We start from the raw sequence: 18,619 nt of genomic DNA on the forward strand, positions 1-18,619 counted from the left end.
ATATCAATCCAGCTTACTAAATAGGCTTTGTTTTTTTATACGATAACGTGTGGGCGTTAAGCTAATTAGCTCTATTGAACTTTCAGAGTTCAAGTAGTGTTTAATAATCGCTTCGGATTCACTGTTTCTTGGATCACCCTCTGCGTAACCATCAAAACCGACAAGATAAATTCTTTTTGCATCACCGGACGTTGCCATTGCTAGGCTGTATGCCATTACCAATGAGGTCGGTAGTTGCGCATAGTGTTCATGAAACTCAAATCCTGCACTGCTCACTAAGATACCAAAATCTAACAGGGTTTTGGTTTTGAGTTCTTGTTGTACGTCTTCGGGGAGCATGGACGCTGGGGTTATCAGCGGTTGTGGCAGGTTAAGGTGTTCGTGGCAATCGGCAAGCAGGCGCACGGGGTGACAGGCGGCGCGGGCATTAATTAGGTTTTCGCGCAGATTTTTTTGCGTATTGAGTGCTATAACATAGGGCTGATGCTGTTCAATAAAGGCTTCGATGGCTGTGCGGTATTTTGCTACGCCCGGACCCGTGCCGACAATCAGGACATCACGACCTTGGATGACGGATTTGGGTGACCAGGTGCCGCGCGGTTCGCCAGAATAGAAATGGCGGGCGGCTTCTAGGGTGTCAAGGCTGAACTTTTTACCACCTTCGATTTTTAAATGGTCTATCACCGCCAGTATATCTTCATCGCTGTAGCGTGAGTCTTGGAGCATTTCTTGGATATAGCTTGGGTGGATGCCGTATTGCCCTGCCATGTAGTAATAGGGATTGGTTCCCCAGCCGTATTGGGCTTGTAGGGGTTTGAAGTGTTTGCGAATAAGTTCAAACAGCTTGGTGGGATTGCCTTTGGCTTTACGATAGGGTTCGAGTGCCAGCGCGAGGTATTCGGTTTGGGCATTGCCCGGGCCTCGCCCCATGCCGGTTACGGTCGAATCCACCCAGCTCACGCCATCTTGTATGGCTTGTAGGGTGTTGGCAATCGCTTGCCCCATATTGTCGTGGGTGTGAATACCGAGTGCGCCTTGCCAGCCCGCTCTAAAGGCTTGGGTAATTTGAGTGACTTCGTTAGGCGAAAGGCTGCCCATCGAATCGGCAAAGTATAGGGCGTCGATGGGGTAGTTGCTGGCTTTTTTTGCCAGTTGGGTGATTTCTTCTGGTGAACGATCCGCAACTTGCATCAGGTTAAAGCCGACTAAATAGCCCTGCGCTTTTAACCAGCTGGCGGCGGGTAAGCAGGTTTCGAATTCGTGCACATGACAGGCAATGCGAACTAAGGTAACGGGGGATTGTGGTTTGGGGGTAAAGAGTTTTTCTAGCGTGGCGACCAGGCCTGGTGATTGTTTAGATGTCAGTTCCGAGCCATTGATCATGACACCTATTTTATCGCGCAGTTCTTGAGGTATCGGCAAACCATTTAAAAACGAATCGGTACTAAAGGCACAACCCCCTTTAAAGCCATCATTTTTAAGGCTTCTTAAGCCGATTTCGACAAAGTCCACCTGCAAAGCCGCCATGGCTTGTAAATAGTCTGCTACCAGGCCTGGTGCAAAATCCCAATCGTTGTAATAACCGCCATCGCGCAGCGTGCAGTCTAAATGGATTGTGTTTGTGTTAGGCATGGCTCGCCATCCTCTTAAAATGTTCGTTGGTTTCGATTAACTCTTGATAGGTACCTTGGGCGGTTACTTGGCCTTGGTCGATCATAAATATGGTGTCGCATTTTTGTACAGTTTTTAGCCGGTGGGCAATCATAATAATGGTTTTTTTGCCGCTAAAGTCGTGAATGGCTTCCATAATCATTTTTTCTGTTATGCCGTCGAGGGCGCTAGTAGCTTCGTCGAAGACCAGTACATCTGCCTCGTGGTAGAGGGCGCGGGCGATGCCGATGCGTTGGCGCTGGCCGCCGGAGAGTTGCACGCCGCGCTCGCCTACTTTGGTGTGAATGCCGTTGTCGAGCGATTGCACGAGTTCGTCTAGGTGTGCCAGGCTTAGGGCTTTGGTGACTTGGTCTAGGTTGATGTCTTTTACTGGTATGCCGAAGGCGACGTTTTCGGCTATGGTGCCTTCGGATAAGTAGATGCTTTGGGGTACGAAGCCGATGGTGTTTTGCCAGGCGCTTTTGTTTTGTTCGGTAATCGGGGTGTTGTCGATGACCAATTGGCCTTGTTGTGGGTCGATGAGGCCGAGCAATAGGTCGATAGCGGTGGATTTACCCGAACCGGATGGGCCGACGATTCCGATGACACTGTTGGCAGGGATGGTCATGTTTAAGTTGCTTAACGCTGGTTTGGTTTTACCCGGGTAGTTAAAGGTGACTTGGTTTAGCTGAATGGCTTGTTTTAGGGTTAAACGGGCGTTGATTTGTTGTGCTTTTTGTGATGTGGTTTGTTTTGCGTTTTGCTCTTGTCGTTTTTGGCTGGCGAGCAGGTCTTCACGAATCGCTTCAAAGGCGGCGATATTGCCTTTTATTTGCGCGATTGAGGCGTAAATTTGTTGGAACGCGGGCAGGAGTTTAAAGCCGGCTAAGGCGTAGACAGCGACAATGGGGAGCACGACACCTAGGTTACCTTGGTGGGAAACGATGAGATAGAGCACCAGGCCAATCATGGCGCCAAAGGCGAGCAGCTCCATAAAGTATCGGGGCACTTGTCCAAGGACGTTGTTGTTACCTCGCGCATAGGCGAACTCTTGACCGGTTTGTTCGAAGCGGTCGATAAAATCTTGGTTGCGATTGAGTAACAAGACATCTTTGATGCCGCCAAAGCCTTCGTTTAAAAGTCTAAAACGTTGTGTGGCGACATTGGTTAGGGTTTGGCCGTTTTTTTGCAGGCGTTTGCGTACGAGTTTGTAAAGTAATATGTATGCTACCGCGAAGATCGCTAACCCGGTTATCGCGACGATTGGGTTGTAGGCGAAAATAGCGATGGATAGAAACAGCGCGAGTACAACGCGGGCGTTCATTTGCATGAGGGGCTGGATGACGGCATCGGTGACACGCACGGCTTCGTTGGAGACTTGTTTGGTGAGTTGCGCACTGCTGCCGCTGGCGTGGAATAACCAGGCCTGGTTCATGTAGTGGGTGTAGAGGCGGTCTGCGATTTCGGTGCCGACTTTGGCAGCGAACATAGAGAGTTTCCAGATGGTGTACATTGAAATTAAGGCGGCCATCGTGAGCGCACCAAGCACACCGATACCCACCCAGAAGACAAAATCATAGGGGTTTTGTATGCCAGATTGTTGGTATAGGTTGGCGAGGATGTTGTCGCGTTCGAGCATGCTGACATCGCCCACTAGGGCCATAAACGGTGCAATGGACGCGATGCCGACAATTTCGGCTAGCGCCATTATGATCACCAGAATTTGCAGCGTATAAAAACGCTTGCGCTGGCTGGGGGTTAAGAGTTGGAAAAGTTCTTTAATTAGTGTAATCATGGGTTATTTATAGTCGTTTATTATTTGAATTACGTGTTGTACTTGCGCATCACACATCACCGGGCTTATGGGCAGGCTGAGCACTTCTTGGTGCATGGCTTCGCTAATGGGGTAGCTTTGGTTTGACCAGGCCTGGTAGGCTTGTTGGTGGTGCGGGGCGATTGGGTAGTGGATTAGGGTTTGGATGCCCTGCTCGGTTAGGTAGTTTTGTAACTTTTCGCGGTTGGTGGTGCGTATAACAAATAAATGCCAAACACAGTCTTTACGTGTTAAGGGTGAGGTGTTAGGCGTGAGGGGTAAAACGATTGCGTCGTTTTTAATGCCTTCTATATACATTTTCGCGATTTGTTGACGACGTTTGGTTTCGGTGTTTAGGTTTTTGAGTTTGACTCTTAACAGTGCGGCTTGCAGCTCGTCTAGGCGGCTGTTAACCCCTTGGTAGAGGTTTTGGTATTTTTTGTGGCTGCCGTAGTTGCCTAGTGCGCGGATGGTTTGCGCGAGTTGGTCGTCGTTGGTAGTCACTGCGCCGGCATCGCCAAGTGCACCTAAGTTTTTGCCGGGGTAAAAACTAAAGCCGCTGGCATCGCCCCAGTTGCCGGCTTTGCGGCCGTCGATTTGTGCGCCGTGGGATTGAGCGGAGTCTTCAATCACTAATAAATTGTGTTTTTTGGCTATGGCGTTAATGGCGGGCATATCGGCTAGTTGGCCATAAAGATGTACCGCTAAAATGGCTTTGGTGTTTGGGGTGATGGCTGTCTCAACCAGGCCTGGTGCTAGGTTGTAGGTTTGGGCATCGGGCTCGACTAGTATGGGGTTTAATCGGTTTTCGGTGATGGCGAGTATGCTGGCGATGTAGGTGTTCGCGGGCACAATAACCTCATCGCCTTCTTTGAGCTTGCCGAGTTCTTTGTAGGCTCTTAGGATTAGAATCAGCGCATCTAAGCCATTCGCCACGCCAATGGCGTGTTTGGTGCCACAGTAGTCGCCAAATTCTTGTTCAAAGGCTTTAACTTGGCTGCCTTGAATGTACCAGCCGGAGTTTAGTACTTGGTCGAAGGCGTGTTCAAATTCATGGGTGTATTGTTGGTTAATGGCTTTGAGGTCTAAAAACGGTATTGGTTTGTTGTCGGTTCTGAGTAGCAATTCGGCATAGAGTTGGGTCGGATGAATCGCGCACTCAGAGAGGGCTAGAAACCGTTTATCACTGGTGACTACTTTTGCGCCGACTGTTTTTGCTGATAATTCGATTAAATAATCATCCATGTCTGCTTCTGCGAGCACTGAGTTAAGCGCAACGATTGCCGGCGTTTTAATGAATCGGCACTTGGCTTCAAACACTAAATAATCAGAATAAAAGCTTGTGAAATGCTTTTTTATTACATAGCGCAAATTATGCAATTGGGAGGTTGATAGCGCTACTTTTCGCTGTTTTAAGCACAGTAAAAAAACATCCGTATAGCTTTTCTCTTTCTCATAACGCTGGGTAATGACATCGATTATGAAATTATTATCAAAAATATACATTAAATAAACCTTAAATAAACCTTAAATAGCCCTTAACGACTCACTAAAACTATTCGAAGTGAGTTCAAGTTTTTGTTTGAGCAATTCCTTGAGTTTTTCATCAATGGGTAAAACCACCTCTCTTGCTTGTTTTTCTTGATAGCGTTCTAAAACATCAATTGCTTGCAAGTTTTTATAGTCAAAGCGGTTCGATTGGTTTTGTGCCAGTTCAACACTCAAATTGATGACATTTTCATTTAATGAATCTAATCCCAATGAAGTGGGGATATACCATCCCTTGTCCATTTTTATTGCTTGTGTCAGCATGCTTGCCTCCTAACCTTCAAGTATGTAGTTATCACTAAAAGTATAATCCATCTTTGTTGACAATTCTCGTGCCACGGCTTTATTAATCACCAGGCCTGCTAGCATTTTAATAGCCGTGGCGATAAAGCTGAGGATTGAGGTTTTAACGAGGGTCATTTAAAGCTATTCACCGCTTCAATCACTTTTTGCACTTCATCATCCGTCATCACCGGGCTTATGGGCAGGCTGAGCACTTCTTGGTGCATGGCTTCGCTAATGGGGTAGCTTTGGTTTGACCAGGCCTGGTAGACTGGTTGGTGATGCGGGGCGATTGGGTAGTGGATTAGGGTTTGGATGCCCTGCTCGGTTAGGTAGTTTTGTAACTTTTCGCGGTTGGTGGTGCGTATAACAAATAAATGCCAAACACAGTCTTTACGTGTTAAGGGTGAGGTGTTAGGCGTGAGGGGTAAAACGATTGCGTCGTTTTTAATGCCTTCTATATACATTTTCGCGATTTGTTGACGGCGCTGGGTTTCGGTGTTTAGGTTTTTGAGTTTGACTCTTAATAGTGCGGCTTGGATCTCGTCTAATCGGCTGTTAACCCCTTGGTAGAGGTTTTGGTATTTTTTGTGGCTGCCGTAGTTGCCTAAAGCACGGATGGTTTGCGCGAGTTGGTCGTCGTTGGTAGTCACTGCGCCGGCATCGCCAAGTGCACCTAAGTTTTTGCCGGGGTAAAAACTAAAGCCGCTGGCATCGCCCCAGTTGCCGGCTTTGCGGCCGTCGATTTGTGCGCCGTGGGATTGAGCGGAGTCTTCAATCACTAATAGATTGTGTTTTTTGGCTATGGCGTTAATGGCGGGCATATCGGCGAGTTGGCCATAAAGATGTACCGCTAAAATGGCTTTGGTGTTTGGGGTGATGGCTGTCTCAACCAGGCCTGGTGCTAGGTTGTAGGTTTGGGTATCTGGTTCTACTAAAATCGGTTTAAGACGATTTTCGGTGATGGCGAGTATGCTGGCGATGTAGGTGTTCGCGGGCACAATCACTTCGTCGCCTTCTTTGAGCTTACCGAGTTCTTTGTAGGCTCTTAGGATTAGAATCAGCGCATCTAAGCCATTCGCCACGCCAATGGCGTGTTTGGTGCCACAGTAGTCGCCAAATTCTTGTTCAAAGGCTTTAACTTGGCTGCCTTGAATGTACCAGCCGGAGTTTAGCACTTGGTCGAAGGCGTGTTCAAATTCATGGGTGTATTGTTGGTTGATGGCCTTTAAATCTAAAAAGCTGACTTTTTGTGGCTCGGTTTGTTGTTTTAAAAACTCAGCCGGACTTAGGGTGTCGTTTGGGTATTTGGCTAACATGCCTTCGTCACGGGTGAGCACTTTGGCATTCACTGCACGCGCGGAGGCAATGATTTGCGAGTCTTCGATGTCGTCGTAATCGATGTCGATGTAGCTTGGGGTTTTGGCGATTTTAACTTTTGAAACGAGTTCTTCAATCGCAAATCGGGTCATTTTCTTGGCGATTGCAGTCGTTACGTCAATATATCGCTTTATCTCGCCAATAAGCACAAATTCGATATTATCTAATGATGATACACTAATGTAGATAGGTATCTTTTTAGTGTTTAATATTTCAAACACTTGCTTTGAAACTGGAAAATTACTCTGCCTATCTTCAGATAGCAAATCAATAATAATGTTGTTATCAAGTAAAATAGGTCTCATTTGTACTTTTCCATTAGATAATTAGCTCTTTCTTCAAGATATTGGTCTGTTTTTTCATAATCTACAGGCAGCTGTGCCAGACTTTTCGAAACAATTTTTTTCCAGTTTTGCTTAATGTATTCGTCCGTGTTGGTCTGGTTTTTTTGGGTATTGTCAGCTAAATGAATATCCAACAAAATATGATCTTGATTGTTGGCATGTAGTTCGGGGATATTGGGTATCACCCATTCGTTATTGCGCTTTGTCGCTTGCACTATCATGTTTGCCTCCAGCCCGATTTTTTAGTGTTTAACTTAAAAAACGGCGGTATTTTTGTTTAATTTGTAAATAGTCTTTAAGTTGGTAGTTAAAGTAATAGTTTAATTCGTCTTCGTGCGTAACGCTTGCCCCAAAGCGTTGGTGAAAAGCAATCACACGCTCGTTGCCTTTTCTTACGTCAAAGTGGGCTTGTTTGTAGCCCAATTTTCCAAAACCAAATTCATACACCAATAGTGCCGATTCGATGGCGGTGGTTTTTGGCGCATTATCTTTGATGAGCCAACTGCCCCAGCAAAATGAATCAGGTTGTAAATCATACACTCTCACCAGTCCTAGGTTTTCGTGTTGTATGCTTTCAATCACAAAGTAATATTCTAAGCCTTGTTGTTCTTTTTGTTGGTAGCATTGTAACCAGGCCTGCTGTTTGACAAGGTCGTTTTCTACCGGGCTTAAATATTGGGTTTTGTGTTGTTGCAATCGCAAACCTAAAATAAACTCCGCATCCTCTACCCTTGCCGGGCGTAGGTTGATGTTTTTGCCTTGAATGGATTTCATGCCGCACCTCGCAGGGTGTTAGCATGAAACCAATCGTCATTTACGGCTGTTCTGTTCTGTTCTGTTCTGTTCTGTTCTGTTCTGTTCTGTTCTGTTCTGTTCTGTTCTGTTCTGTTCTGTTCTGTTCTGTTCTGTTCTGTTCTGTTCAAAGTATTATCCTTGATTTGGTATTGGGTTTGGCATGCTGGGCAAATTAAATTTTCGAGTTTTGTGCCGCATTCGCATACCCAGCCGTGTTGTTTGGCGGGGTTGCCGTAAACTAGTGCATAAGGCGCGATGTCTTTGGTGACGACACTGCCCGCTCCGATGAGGGCGTATTCACCGATAGTAATGCCGCCGATAATGGTGGCGTTGGCGCCAATGGAGGCATGGTGTTTTAGCGTGGTTTTTAAAAACTCGGCCGGGCGTTGTTTGGAGCGCGGGGTAAAGTCGTTGGTAAAGCTGACGTTTGGGCCGATAAACACATTGTTTTCGATGCGCAAGCCATCCCAGATTTGTACGCCTGATTTGACGGTGACATTGTCGCCGATAATCACATCGTTTTCGATGAGCGTGAGTGCGTTGATATTGCAGTTCGCGCCAATTTGCGCTCGTTTGAGTACGACACTGAATTGCCAAATGCTGGTGCCTTCGCCAATTTGGTCGGTTTGTACATCGGCGAGCGGGTGGATTGTGTAATTAAGCATTGACGACCTTTATAAACTCGTTGTAATCGGTAATGTAGTCTTCTTTTTTGTAGTAATCATCCGCAAATACTAAAAGTACATTATCTTCGGAAAAGTCGTGCATGGTTCCCCAGATTAAGGCATCTTGAAAAAGTCCTTTATTGGGGCTATCTAAATCATAAGTTGTTTTGCCACCCTTACCATCATCTAATGTCACTTTACAAGAGCCAGCAACAGAAATTAAATATTGTTTGGTTTTGTAGTGAGAATGATTGCCACGTGGAATATTTTCTTTAGTGCCGTAGATATAAAAAACACGCTTAATTTCAAAAGGTACTTGCCTTTCAGCTTCTATGGCAACCAATTGCCCTCTTTCATCACCTAGTATTTTATGTTCGCTTATCGTCATAACTTATGTCCTATTAAATCTGCTAAATATTGCCCGTAACTGTTTTTGGACAGGGGTTTGGCGGCTTGGGCGACTTGTTGGTTGCTGAGCCAGCCATTAGGCCACCAGGCCTGGTGGTGGTTTATGTTGCATTTTCGAAAAGGCGAACCATTTTTTTTCCAAGGTCTTTTAGGCTTGCGCCTAGGTGGTAGATGTCTTGGTTGGCGATAATGATAAAGCGGTCATGCGCATCAGTAAATAGATAATATGCAATGTAGCCAGTCGATTGGTTTTTATCATCCAGCAGGTGTTTGGCGTTTCGGCTCGTCACCACTTTTTTGCCGGTTTTATCTGACCAGGTTTTGGTGATGGAATCGATTGAATAAGCCTGAAAAGTTGCTGTGTGTCGGCGACATCGGTTTGGCGCATTTTGCCCTCAGCGGCTTTCATTTTCAACTGGTGACAGTTTGTTACCGTTTTATTGCCTTCTTCTTTCAGACGTTGTTTTAGCTTATTCCAATATTTTATCGCCGTTTGGTAATCTTTGCTTTCTGTGAGTATCTCAATCACATCGACAATTGCGACGTACCACTGCTCTTGTGCGTCATCTTGGCGTCATCCCGGCGAAGGCCGGGATCTGTTGAGGGTTTGCGCAGTCGGCTGGAGATTGCGGCCTGCGCCGGAATGACGTTTGTTTTTCATGTCATCCTGAACTTGTTTCAGGATCTTTCGAGGGTTTGCGCAGTCGGCTGGAGATTGCGGCCTGCGCCGGAATGACGTTTGTTTTTTATGTCATCCTGAACTTGTTTCAGGATCTTTCGAGGGTTTGCACCGCCGGCTGGAGATTCCGGCCTGCGCCGGAATGACGTTTGTTTTTCATGTCATCCTGAACTTGTTTCAGGATCTTTCGAGGGTTTGCACCGCCGGCTGGAGATTCCGGCCTGCGCCGGAATGACGTTTGTTTTTCATGTCATCCTGAACTTGTTTCAGGATCTTTCGAGGGTTTGCGCAGCCGGCTGGAGATTCCGGCCTGCGCCGGAATGACGGGGTTGTAGGCCGGAATGACATAATTGTAAGCCGGAATGGCGGGGTTGGCTGTGTTATTTGACATAGTAGCCTCCCGTTTTGCTACTGCCATGGAATTCGATTTTTTCTGCGTCTTTGAGCTGCTTGAGCCAGCGCTCCATTGTGCGCTGTGATGCACCTAACTGTTGCACTAATTGACGAGAACTATTTCCTGGATTGTCTGCAATAAATCGTTGTTTCATTTGTTGCAAGTTAGTTTCACTGAGGCCACTTTCGCGCGCTTGGTTAACAATCGTTTGCATTTGTTAGGTGGTTAGCTGGTTTACCGGCTCTATGACGGCATCCGTATCGTCAGAAAGCACTATTACTCTAACGTGTTTGTTTTTGAGTTTTTCAAACTCTGGAACACGTATCTATTCGCTGTCTATGTCGGTTTCAAATTCGATTGCATACATTTTTAGGCTCTCCTCATGTATTAGCAAGATTTAGCATACCTTATCAGGCAGCGTTATTTAATTAAATCGGCTAAATATTGCCCGTAACTGTTTTTGGACAGCGCTTTGGCGGTTTGGGCGACTTGTTCGTTGGTTAGCCAGCCGTTGCGCCAGGCAATTTCTTCTAGGCAGGCGATTTTGTAGCCTTGGCGTTTTTCGATGGTTTCGACGAACATGGCGGCTTCAAGCAGGCTTTCGTGGGTGCCGGTGTCTAGCCAGGCAAAACCACGGCCGAGGAGTTCTACGTTTAGGTTGCCTGCCTCTAGATAAAGTTGGTTTAGGGTGGTTATTTCGAGTTCACCACGATGGCTGGGCTTAACTTGTTTGGCGATTTCAACTACGTCGTTATCGTAGAAATATAAGCCGGTGACGGCAAAGTTGGATTTTGGCTTTTGCGGTTTTTCTTCGATGCTGATGGCTTTTTGGTTTTCATCAAACGCGACCACGCCAAATCGCTCTGGGTCTTTGACTTGGTAGCCAAATACGCTAGCACCACCAGGCCTGGTGGCGGCGCGCTTTAGAATGGGGCTAAAGCCTTGTCCCCAGAAGATGTTGTCGCCAAGCACTAAACACACGCTGTCGTTGCCAATAAACTCTTTGCCGATGATAAAGGCTTGGGCGAGTCCGTCGGGGCTGGGTTGGATGGCGTAGGTGAGGTTGATGCCAAAGTCTTTGCCTTCGCCGAGCATGCGGATAAAGCTGGCTTGGTCTTCGGGTGTGGTAATAATTAAAATATCTTGGATACCCGCAAGCATTAGCACCGATAGCGGGTAGTAGATCATCGGTTTGTCGTAAACCGGGAGCAGTTGTTTGGATACACCGCGTGTGATGGGGTAAAGCCGTGTGCCGGAACCGCCGGCTAAGATGATGCCTTTCATTTTGGGTGAGGCGTTAGGTGTGAAGTGTGAGGTGTTTTGTGTCATTTTTTTGTCTCTAGGTGCTTAATTAATCCGCCAAGTTGGGCAAATGTTTGTTCTATTGTTTGTTGGACTTCTTGCATATCTGACAAAAAGTTTAAATTTTTAGCTATCAGCAATTGTGTTTCTATCTCGCTTAGTGAGCCACGTGAGATATAAAGGAATCTCAGAAAGTCTGCATCACTACCTCTTGCTGCACCTTCAGCAATATTACTGGGAACAGACACGGCTGCTCGGCGAAGTTGGTTGGTTAATCCAAATCTTTCTTCATTGGGAAAGTGAGAAGTTATCGCATAAACCTGCTCAACTAATATCATCGCAATTTGCCAAGCACGTAAATCATAATGCTTTCTCACCCTTCACCCCTCACGCTTTACTCTTCACTCGCTCACACCAGGCCTGGTTGTTTAGGTACCATTGGACAGTTTTGCGTATGCCGCTTTCGAAGGTTTCTTGGGGTGTCCAGCCGAGTTCGCGTTGGATTTTGCTGGCGTCGATGGCGTAGCGCATGTCGTGGCCCGGTCTATCTGTTACGTATTTAATGAGTGTTTCGTAGCCGGCTGGAGATTCCGGGTCAAGCCCGGAATGACGGTTTGTTTGGTCGGAATGACGGTTTGTTTGGTCGGAATGACGGTTTGTTTGGTCGGAATGGCTGATTTTAGTATTTGTTTCGTCATGCTGAACTTGTTTCAGCATCTTATTAGCCCAAGGAACCAACTCTTCTAAAATTTCACAAATGGTTTTGACGACTTCAATGTTCTGTTTTTCGTTGTGGCCGCCGATGTTGTAGGTCTCTCCTACTTTGCCTTGGGTGGCAACGAGTACCAGCGCGCGGGCGTGGTCTTCTACATATAGCCAGTCGCGGATTTGGTTGCCTTTACCGTAGATAGGTAGCGGTTTACCTTCTAGGGCGTTTAATATCATTAGCGGAATCAGTTTTTCTGGAAAATGATAGGGGCCGTAGTTGTTGGAGCAGTTGGTGTCTAGGGTTGGGAAGCCGTAGGTTCTGAGCCAAGCGCGTACTAAATGGTCTGAAGCGGCTTTGCTGGCGCTGTAGGGCGAGCTTGGGGCGTAGGCGGTTTGTTCGGTGAAGAGCGGTAGAGATCCTGAATCAAGTTCAGGATGACGTGTGCGGTGTTCAGGATGACGGCTCTGGTCAAGCCCGGAATGATGGCTTTCGTCTTCCTGAACTTGTTTCAGGATCTCATCAGGATGTGGCAGATCACCATAAACCTCATCGGTTGAAATATGGTGAAAACGGAAGTTGGCTTTTTTGTCGCCTTGCAGTTTTGACCAGTAGGCGCGTGCTTGTTCAAGCAAGGTATAGGTGCCGACAATATTAGTTTGGATAAACTCCCCGGGGCCATCGATGGAGCGATCAACATGGGACTCTGCGGCCAGATGCATCACCAGGCCTGGCTGGTGTTGGTTGAATACACGTTTTAATTCTACTGCGTCGCAAATATCCACCTGTTCAAACGCATATCGCGGGTTGTTTTCGATGCTTGCGAGCGATTCTAGGTTACCCGCGTAGGTGAGCTTATCGACATTCACCACTGAATAGTCGGTGTCGTTAATGATATGGCGCACAACCGCCGAGCCGATAAAACCGGCACCGCCGGTGATAAGGATTGTTAATTTTTGGTTATCAATATTTGCTTGCATTTTTATTCTACCGTCACTGATTTGGTGAGATTACGCGGTCTATCGACATCGGTGCCTTTGGTGAGGGCGAGGTATTGTTTTAACGCTCGGTCGATACTTTCTTGGACGAACCGTACCCGTTAGTATCTCAATCACATCTAAGCTAGATTAGCACTTGTAGTAGCTTTTATACCAATTCACAAACTTGCCAATACCCTCTTCGATGCTGGTGCTGGGTTTGAAGCCGGTGTCTTTTGTTAGTTCGTCTACATCAGCATAGGTAATGGGTACATCTCCGGGTTGCATGGGCAAGAGGTTTTCGTTGGCTTTTTTGCCGGTGGCGGTTTCTATGGCGGTGATAAATCGGCGCAGGGTGACGGGTTGGTTGTTGCCTATGTTGTAGATTTTGTAGGGTGCGCTGGCGTTGGTGATTTTGTTCGTCATACCGGTTGTTTCTGTTGTCATCCCGGCGTAGGCCGGGATCTCTGGAGATCCTGAATCAAGTTCAGGATGACGAGCTTTTAGTTCAGAGTGACTTACTGGTGGGCGTTCCATGACGCGGGTGATGCCTTCTACGATGTCGTCGATGTAGGTAAAGTCGCGTTGCATGTCGCCGTTGTTGAAGACGTCAATGGTTTGGCCTTTGAGTATTTTTTTGGTGAAAGAGAAGTACGCCATGTCTGGGCGGCCCATTGGGCCGTAAACGGTAAAAAACCTTAAGCCTGTGGTTGGGATGTTGTAAAGGTGGCTGTAGGTGTGTGCCATGAGTTCATTGGATTTTTTGGTGGCGGCATATAAGCTGATGGGGTAATCCACTCGGTCTGCTGTGCTAAAGGGTTGTTTGATGTTCATGCCGTATACCGAGCTTGAGCTGGCATAAACCAGGTGTTTGATTTTGCTGTGGCGACAGCCTTCTAGGATATTGACAAAGCCAGCTAGGTTGGAATCCACGTAGGCGTGCGGGTTTTCAATTGAGTAGCGCACGCCCGCTTGTGCGCCAAGGTTAACAACGATATCGAAGGCGTTGTCTTTAAATAGGGCTTGTATCCCTGCGCGGTCGGCAAGGTCGAGTTTTAGAAAGGTTAGGTTTTGGTGGGTGTGCGGATTCGGCTGGAGATTCCGGCCTTCGCCGGAATGACGGGAACTTTCGCCGGAATGACCTGTTTTTTGCGTTATATCTAAACCCAGGGCGTTTAGGCGGTCGAGTTTGAGCTGTGGGTCGTAGTAATCGTTTAGGTTGTCTATGCCGACGATGTTGTGGCCGAAGGGTTTTAGGGCTTGGATGAGGTGAAAACCAATAAAACCAGCGGCGCCGGTTATTAGAATGTTTAGTTTTTGATTTTTGATGTTTAATTGCATGTGTTTTATTTCTTTGTTTAACTTATTGATTTTTAGGAATAGTTTCTTAAGATGCGTTCAAGTTGATTGACGCTTTCTTGATGAATTTGTGGATGCGTTTGCGCTACAACACTGTCCACAATAGCTATGTTTGCAGTGAATATTTTACTGGGTCTAATGTAACTAAGTTGGATCAATTGGCCTTGTGTAAAGTCTTGTTGGCGTAATTCAATGGCGTTTGGGTCGGCATAAGCTTTACTTGTTATTTGGCAAAGGATTATATCGTCCTTAGGCAGAACAGCTAATACGAAAGCGGGTCTTTTCTTTGACCCGCTTAAATCAGAAAATGGAAAATGCACAAATACGACGCTTCCTATTGATAGGCTGCCCATGCTTTATCCTCTTCAGGGTTAAGCCAATCTTTAGCTAGCGCCTGTTCACTAAGTAGCATGGCTTCATTATCTAGCTGTTTTGCTTGGCTTTGATGAGCGTATTTTGCTTTTATAAATAAAAAGAAATCTTTAACTTCTTGCTGAGCATGTTCAGGTAATGTTTGCCATTCTTTAGTTGAAATTGTTTCAATCATTTTTGGCTCCTTAGTTTTCTAGATATCATTCAGTCTTTTCCGAACAGGTCTCTAGTATACACCTTGTCTTTTACGTCTTGTATGTCATCCGTTAGGCGGTTGGCGATAATGACGTCGCTTTGGGCTTTGAAGTCGTTCAGGTCGCTGATGACGTTTGAGTGGAAGAATTCGGTTGCGCCCTGCTCGGTTAAAACTGGCTCGTAAATAACGATTGGGATGCCTTTGGCTTTGATGCGTTTCATCACACCTTGGATGGCGCTGGCGCGGAAGTTGTCGCTGCCTTGTTTCATGACGAGGCGATAGATGCCTACTTTGGGGGCTGGAGATCCTGAAACGAGTTCAGGATGACGTTCGGTTTGTTCAGGGTGGCTTTCGGTTAGTTTTTTTATCACTTGGTCGGCGATAAAGTCTTTGCGGGTGGTGTTGGAATCGACTATGGCTTGGATTAGGTTTTGTGGCACATCTTGGTAGTTAGCCAGTAACTGTTTGGTGTCTTTGGGCAAACAATAACCACCATAGCCAAAGCTTGGGTTGTTGTAGTGGTCGCCGATGCGTGGATCAAGGCCGACGCCTTCAATGACTTGTTTGGTGCTGAGGCCATGGGTTTCACAATAAGTATCGAGTTCGTTGAAGTAGGACACACGCAGGGCTAGGAAGGTGTTGGAAAATAACTTAATGGCTTCAGCTTCGGTGGCGTCGGTGAACAATACTTGGATTTCGTTTTCTGGTTTTTGCGCCCCTTCAACGAGTAGATTGGCAAAGGTTTGCGCGCGCTCGGATTGCTCGCCCATGACGATGCGCGATGGGTGCAGGTTGTCCCATAGGGCTTTGCCTTCGCGCAGGAATTCTGGGGAGAAGAGGATGTTCGGAACCTTGTTGTCATGCTGAACTGAATCCAGGTCATGCTGAACTTGTTTCAGCATCTCAGAAGATTCCGAATCAAGTCCGGAATGACGGGAGCCTTCACCGGAATGACGGGTGCCTTCACCGGAATGACGGGTGCCTTCACCGGAATGACGGGCAAATTTTTGTTTTACGGATTGGGTGTAGCCTACAGGCACGGTAGACTTGATGATCATGATCGCTTGGGGGTTAATCGCGAGCACATCGGCGATCACGGCTTCAACGGACTTGGTGTTGAAGGTGTTGGTTTCGGTGTCGTAGTCGGTTGGGGTGGCTATCACGACAAAATCGGCGTTTTGGTAGGCCTGGTGCTTGTCTAGGGTGGCGGTTAGGTTAAGTGGTTTATTAGCTAGGAAATCCTCTATCTCAGCATCGATAATCGGTGATTGTTTGTTATTCAATAGGTCGATTTTTTCCGGAACGATGTCTAACGCAACAACTTCATGGTGCTGGGCTAATAACACGGCTAGTGATAAGCCAACGTACCCTGTTCCTGCTACGGCGATTTTCATAGTTGTTTCCTATTCTCTTGGTCAGGGTTGAAGACGCTACCGCCCTACGCTGTCGTTACGTATATCGTGGGGGGGTTGGTTTTTGGTGTTGCTGGTGTTGCTATTAAAGTCTATTGGGTGCGCTTAGGTGCTTTTTGTGACCTGTGCGGCGTCTAGGGTTATTTTTAGCGGCTGCCCCATTATGGTCATTAGGGCTATGATGCGCTGGTCGGCATCGTAGCTTTCAAATAGGGCTTGTTGTCCGTAAAACGGGCCTGTTTCTATGCGTATGCCGTCGCCATTTTTTAGCTGGGCTAGGCCTTGGGTTTCTAGTTGTTGGGCTTCTTGTTTTTGTATCTGTCCAATGATGGCATCGTCTAGGGTAGGTAGATGGTTGCCAAAGCGTACAATTTGCCACACCCCTTTGGTTGAGCGAATGGGCGCCCAATTTTGATTTTCATCACAAAGCTGTATAAATAGGTAGCGCGGGAACAGAGGGTGTATTTGTGGGCGCATTTTGCCGCGGCAAGGTGTTTGTAGTTTGATTTTGGGACTATAAACCTGGTAGCCTTGCTGTGTCAGGTTTTGTTCGGCCAGCGCATCTTGCTTGGGCTTGGTCATTATAAGATACCAACGGTTCATGGGCGCTTGTCTCGAGTGGGTGATTGCGCTGGTTGTTCGTGATTTTGGTTGTGCAGTTGGATGAGCTCTTGTTGCAGGGCATCGTATTCTTGCTTTTTTCGTTGGATAAACGTTTCGGTTAGTGCGATGCGTTGCGCGATGCCTTTTGGGGTGAGTAGGTAGCGATAGTTTAATTTGTTGTCGCTGTGCGCGAACCGCTCTACTTTCACCAGACCTTTTTCGATAAGCGCTTTGAGAAGGTAGTTGGTTTTGCCAACACTAAACCCTAGGTTTTTCGCCAGTGTGCGTTGGTTGTGCTGTTGGGTTACTTGGCGCAAGGCTTCAAGCTGGGTTGCGGAGTCCATTGTTTTGTGTTTGCTCAATTTTTGAACGTGGGTATATTCTACACCATAGATTAGAGGGTTACCATGCTTTATTTTGTAGATATTCATACTAAATGCTAATTTTGATCCCAAAAAAATCAAAAACCCAGCTATCTTTTACAAAGCGGAGTGACTAAAAGGTTGTTTTAGAAACAAAAAAGCCGGATATTGCTATCCGGCTTTCTAAAGAATTTGGTCGGGACAGAAGGATTTGAACCTTCGACCCCCGCCACCCCATGACGGTGCTCTACCAGGCTGAGCCATGCCCCGAATTCGCTGTGTATTCTAACTTAAAACCATCAACATTCAAGTATTAAATTAAAAAGGATCACGATTTAAGGTTTAGGAAGAGGTTTACCTGAAACCTGATAGGCAAATACAAGAACCTGAACGATTGCCTCGTAGAGTACGGGAGGGATTTCTTGGTTTAGCTCAACCTGACTAAGCAATGCACTTAACTCTGGGTCTTGCTTGATAGGTATATTATGCTGTTTTGCAAGCTCTATTATTTGTTGTGCAATTAAGCCGGAGCCTTTAGCTGAGACGCGAGGTGCGCTATCACCGTTATACTCAAGGGATACCGCAACCTTATCAACTAACCGAGGCAACGCTCTATCCGTACCTAGTTCAACTTAAAGTGCGGTGACAAACCGAGTGCCTGAATAGCCTCAACCAGCACCTTGCTTGGGCTTTCAAAGCAATATTCAATCCCTCTGGCGGTTAAATCATTGATAACAACCAATAATAATTGAACACCTGAGGTATCCAGGGTTTCAACCTTGTCTGATTCAAAAACGACACCGTCACTCGTTTCTAACTGAGCTTTAATTTTTTCCAAATAGCTAGCTGCATAGTGGATTGTCAAGTTTTCGGGTAACGCTATTACATTGCTCACTGCAGTCCCCTTTTACAAAATTCAGTTTTAAAGAACGCGATTAATCACTGAAAGTAATTTTTCAGGACTAAAGGGTTTAACAATCCAACCCGTTGCCCCAGCTTCTTTACCTTTTGTTTTCATATCGCCTGAAGACTCAGTGGTTAGGCACAAAATTGGTGTAAATTTGTAATTAGGTAACGCTCTTAAAGCGGTTATTAATTCGATGCCGTTCATGTTGGGCATGTTAATATCTGTTACCACTACATCAAACTTTTCGGATTTTGCAATTCCCAATGCGACTACACCATCTTCAGCCTCCGTCACATCATGCCCCGCTGACTTAAGTGACATGCTCACCATTTGACGCATAGATTTTGAATCGTCAACCGCTAAGATTTTTGACATTGAAATCTCTCTCTATCTTTCTAATTTAATCAAGCTATGAACTTAAAAAAACTTGGTAATGGTTAAAAAACATTTTTCACTGATTTTACG

The 18,619-nt window shown here is 46.4% G+C and carries 25 protein-coding genes, 1 tRNA gene and 1 pseudogene; all 27 read right to left on the reverse strand.

Annotation, left to right across the window (positions count from 1 at the left end; translation table 11 throughout):
- Positions 1-3 precede the first annotated feature (3 nt).
- A complete protein-coding gene (locus tag P8S55_RS00510) occupies positions 4-1,266 on the reverse strand; it encodes a hydroxymethylglutaryl-CoA lyase-like TIM-barrel protein (RefSeq protein ID WP_503010450.1) in 1,263 nt (420 codons plus the stop codon).
- 358 nt (positions 1,267-1,624) lie between these two features.
- On the reverse strand, positions 1,625-3,445 hold the full coding sequence (locus P8S55_RS00515) for an ABC transporter ATP-binding protein (protein WP_289224350.1): 1,821 nt from the start codon (positions 3,443-3,445) through the stop codon (positions 1,625-1,627).
- Between the two features lie 3 nt (positions 3,446-3,448).
- Complete coding sequence (locus P8S55_RS00520) at positions 3,449-4,969, reverse strand: DegT/DnrJ/EryC1/StrS family aminotransferase (RefSeq protein WP_289224351.1); 1,521 nt, start codon at positions 4,967-4,969, stop codon at positions 3,449-3,451.
- Between the two features lie 21 nt (positions 4,970-4,990).
- The gene (locus P8S55_RS00525) at positions 4,991-5,275 is read right to left on the reverse strand and encodes a hypothetical protein (protein WP_289224352.1); all 285 of its coding nucleotides are present in this window, start codon (positions 5,273-5,275) and stop codon (positions 4,991-4,993) included.
- A 9-nt stretch (positions 5,276-5,284) separates the two neighbouring features.
- Positions 5,285-5,431 carry a hypothetical protein gene (locus P8S55_RS00530; protein WP_289224353.1) on the reverse strand — a complete coding sequence of 49 codons (147 nt, stop codon included), beginning with the start codon at positions 5,429-5,431 and terminating at the stop codon, positions 5,285-5,287.
- Positions 5,428-6,978 (reverse strand): DegT/DnrJ/EryC1/StrS aminotransferase family protein, encoded by a 1,551-nt coding sequence (locus P8S55_RS00535; RefSeq protein WP_289224354.1) that lies wholly within the window; start codon positions 6,976-6,978, stop codon positions 5,428-5,430. Before P8S55_RS00535 ends, P8S55_RS00530 begins: the two co-directional genes overlap by 4 nt.
- The gene (locus tag P8S55_RS00540) at positions 6,975-7,238 is read right to left on the reverse strand and encodes a hypothetical protein (RefSeq protein WP_289224355.1); all 264 of its coding nucleotides are present in this window, start codon (positions 7,236-7,238) and stop codon (positions 6,975-6,977) included. The genes P8S55_RS00535 and P8S55_RS00540 overlap by 4 nt, the downstream gene beginning before the upstream one ends.
- A gap of 28 nt (positions 7,239-7,266) precedes the next feature.
- Positions 7,267-7,791 (reverse strand): GNAT family N-acetyltransferase, encoded by a 525-nt coding sequence (locus tag P8S55_RS00545; RefSeq protein ID WP_289224356.1) that lies wholly within the window; start codon positions 7,789-7,791, stop codon positions 7,267-7,269.
- Positions 7,788-8,477, reverse strand: coding sequence for an acyltransferase (locus P8S55_RS00550; RefSeq protein WP_289224357.1), 690 nt, complete (start codon positions 8,475-8,477; stop codon positions 7,788-7,790). The genes P8S55_RS00545 and P8S55_RS00550 overlap by 4 nt, the downstream gene beginning before the upstream one ends.
- Positions 8,470-8,865, reverse strand: a complete 396-nt coding sequence (locus tag P8S55_RS00555) for a sugar 3,4-ketoisomerase (protein WP_289224358.1) — start codon at positions 8,863-8,865, stop codon at positions 8,470-8,472. The genes P8S55_RS00550 and P8S55_RS00555 overlap by 8 nt, the downstream gene beginning before the upstream one ends.
- 121 nt (positions 8,866-8,986) lie before the next feature.
- Positions 8,987-9,175, reverse strand: a complete 189-nt coding sequence (locus P8S55_RS00560; RefSeq protein WP_289224359.1) for a hypothetical protein — start codon at positions 9,173-9,175, stop codon at positions 8,987-8,989.
- Positions 9,172-9,435, reverse strand: a pseudogene (locus P8S55_RS00565) (BRO family protein); the annotation flags it as partial. The pseudogene P8S55_RS00565 and the gene P8S55_RS00560, both read right to left, overlap by 4 nt.
- A gap of 379 nt (positions 9,436-9,814) precedes the next feature.
- Positions 9,815-9,955, reverse strand: a complete 141-nt coding sequence (locus P8S55_RS00570; RefSeq protein ID WP_289224361.1) for a hypothetical protein — start codon at positions 9,953-9,955, stop codon at positions 9,815-9,817.
- Positions 9,945-10,172 carry a putative DNA binding domain-containing protein gene (locus tag P8S55_RS00575; protein WP_289224362.1) on the reverse strand — a complete coding sequence of 76 codons (228 nt, stop codon included), beginning with the start codon at positions 10,170-10,172 and terminating at the stop codon, positions 9,945-9,947. The genes P8S55_RS00570 and P8S55_RS00575 overlap by 11 nt, the downstream gene beginning before the upstream one ends.
- Positions 10,173-10,378: 206 nt before the next feature.
- Positions 10,379-11,242, reverse strand: a complete 864-nt coding sequence (gene rfbA, locus P8S55_RS00580; RefSeq protein ID WP_289225280.1) for a glucose-1-phosphate thymidylyltransferase RfbA — start codon at positions 11,240-11,242, stop codon at positions 10,379-10,381.
- A 41-nt stretch (positions 11,243-11,283) separates the two neighbouring features.
- On the reverse strand, positions 11,284-11,637 hold the full coding sequence (locus tag P8S55_RS00585) for a four helix bundle protein (protein WP_289224363.1): 354 nt from the start codon (positions 11,635-11,637) through the stop codon (positions 11,284-11,286).
- 10 nt (positions 11,638-11,647) lie between these two features.
- Complete coding sequence (locus P8S55_RS00590) at positions 11,648-12,946, reverse strand: GDP-mannose 4,6-dehydratase (protein ID WP_289224364.1); 1,299 nt, start codon at positions 12,944-12,946, stop codon at positions 11,648-11,650.
- A gap of 147 nt (positions 12,947-13,093) precedes the next feature.
- Positions 13,094-14,284, reverse strand: a complete 1,191-nt coding sequence (locus P8S55_RS00595; RefSeq protein WP_289224365.1) for an NAD-dependent epimerase — start codon at positions 14,282-14,284, stop codon at positions 13,094-13,096.
- A 32-nt stretch (positions 14,285-14,316) separates the two neighbouring features.
- Positions 14,317-14,655, reverse strand: a complete 339-nt coding sequence (locus P8S55_RS00600) for a hypothetical protein (RefSeq protein ID WP_289224308.1) — start codon at positions 14,653-14,655, stop codon at positions 14,317-14,319.
- On the reverse strand, positions 14,637-14,849 hold the full coding sequence (locus tag P8S55_RS00605; RefSeq protein ID WP_289224309.1) for a hypothetical protein: 213 nt from the start codon (positions 14,847-14,849) through the stop codon (positions 14,637-14,639). The genes P8S55_RS00600 and P8S55_RS00605 overlap by 19 nt, the downstream gene beginning before the upstream one ends.
- 29 nt (positions 14,850-14,878) lie before the next feature.
- Entirely contained in the window at positions 14,879-16,264 is a 1,386-nt protein-coding gene (locus P8S55_RS00610) for a nucleotide sugar dehydrogenase (protein ID WP_289224366.1), read from the reverse strand.
- Positions 16,265-16,387: 123 nt separating this feature from the next.
- Positions 16,388-16,885 (reverse strand): transcription/translation regulatory transformer protein RfaH, encoded by a 498-nt coding sequence (gene rfaH / locus P8S55_RS00615; RefSeq protein ID WP_289224367.1) that lies wholly within the window; start codon positions 16,883-16,885, stop codon positions 16,388-16,390.
- Positions 16,882-17,316, reverse strand: a complete 435-nt coding sequence (locus tag P8S55_RS00620; protein WP_289224312.1) for a MarR family EPS-associated transcriptional regulator — start codon at positions 17,314-17,316, stop codon at positions 16,882-16,884. The genes rfaH and P8S55_RS00620 overlap by 4 nt, the downstream gene beginning before the upstream one ends.
- A gap of 124 nt (positions 17,317-17,440) precedes the next feature.
- Positions 17,441-17,517: transfer RNA gene (locus P8S55_RS00625), tRNA-Pro, on the reverse strand.
- 65 nt (positions 17,518-17,582) lie between these two features.
- Positions 17,583-17,855, reverse strand: a complete 273-nt coding sequence (locus P8S55_RS00630) for an EscU/YscU/HrcU family type III secretion system export apparatus switch protein (protein WP_289224368.1) — start codon at positions 17,853-17,855, stop codon at positions 17,583-17,585.
- Positions 17,856-17,869: 14 nt separating this feature from the next.
- On the reverse strand, positions 17,870-18,142 hold the full coding sequence (locus P8S55_RS00635) for an STAS domain-containing protein (RefSeq protein ID WP_289224369.1): 273 nt from the start codon (positions 18,140-18,142) through the stop codon (positions 17,870-17,872).
- Positions 18,143-18,169: 27 nt separating this feature from the next.
- Positions 18,170-18,529 (reverse strand): response regulator, encoded by a 360-nt coding sequence (locus tag P8S55_RS00640; RefSeq protein ID WP_289224370.1) that lies wholly within the window; start codon positions 18,527-18,529, stop codon positions 18,170-18,172.
- Positions 18,530-18,619: the final 90 nt, after the last annotated feature.

The organism is Thiomicrospira sp. R3, assembly GCF_029581415.1.
In the GTDB taxonomy this organism is placed as follows: Bacteria; Pseudomonadota; Gammaproteobacteria; order Thiomicrospirales; family Thiomicrospiraceae; genus Thiomicrospira.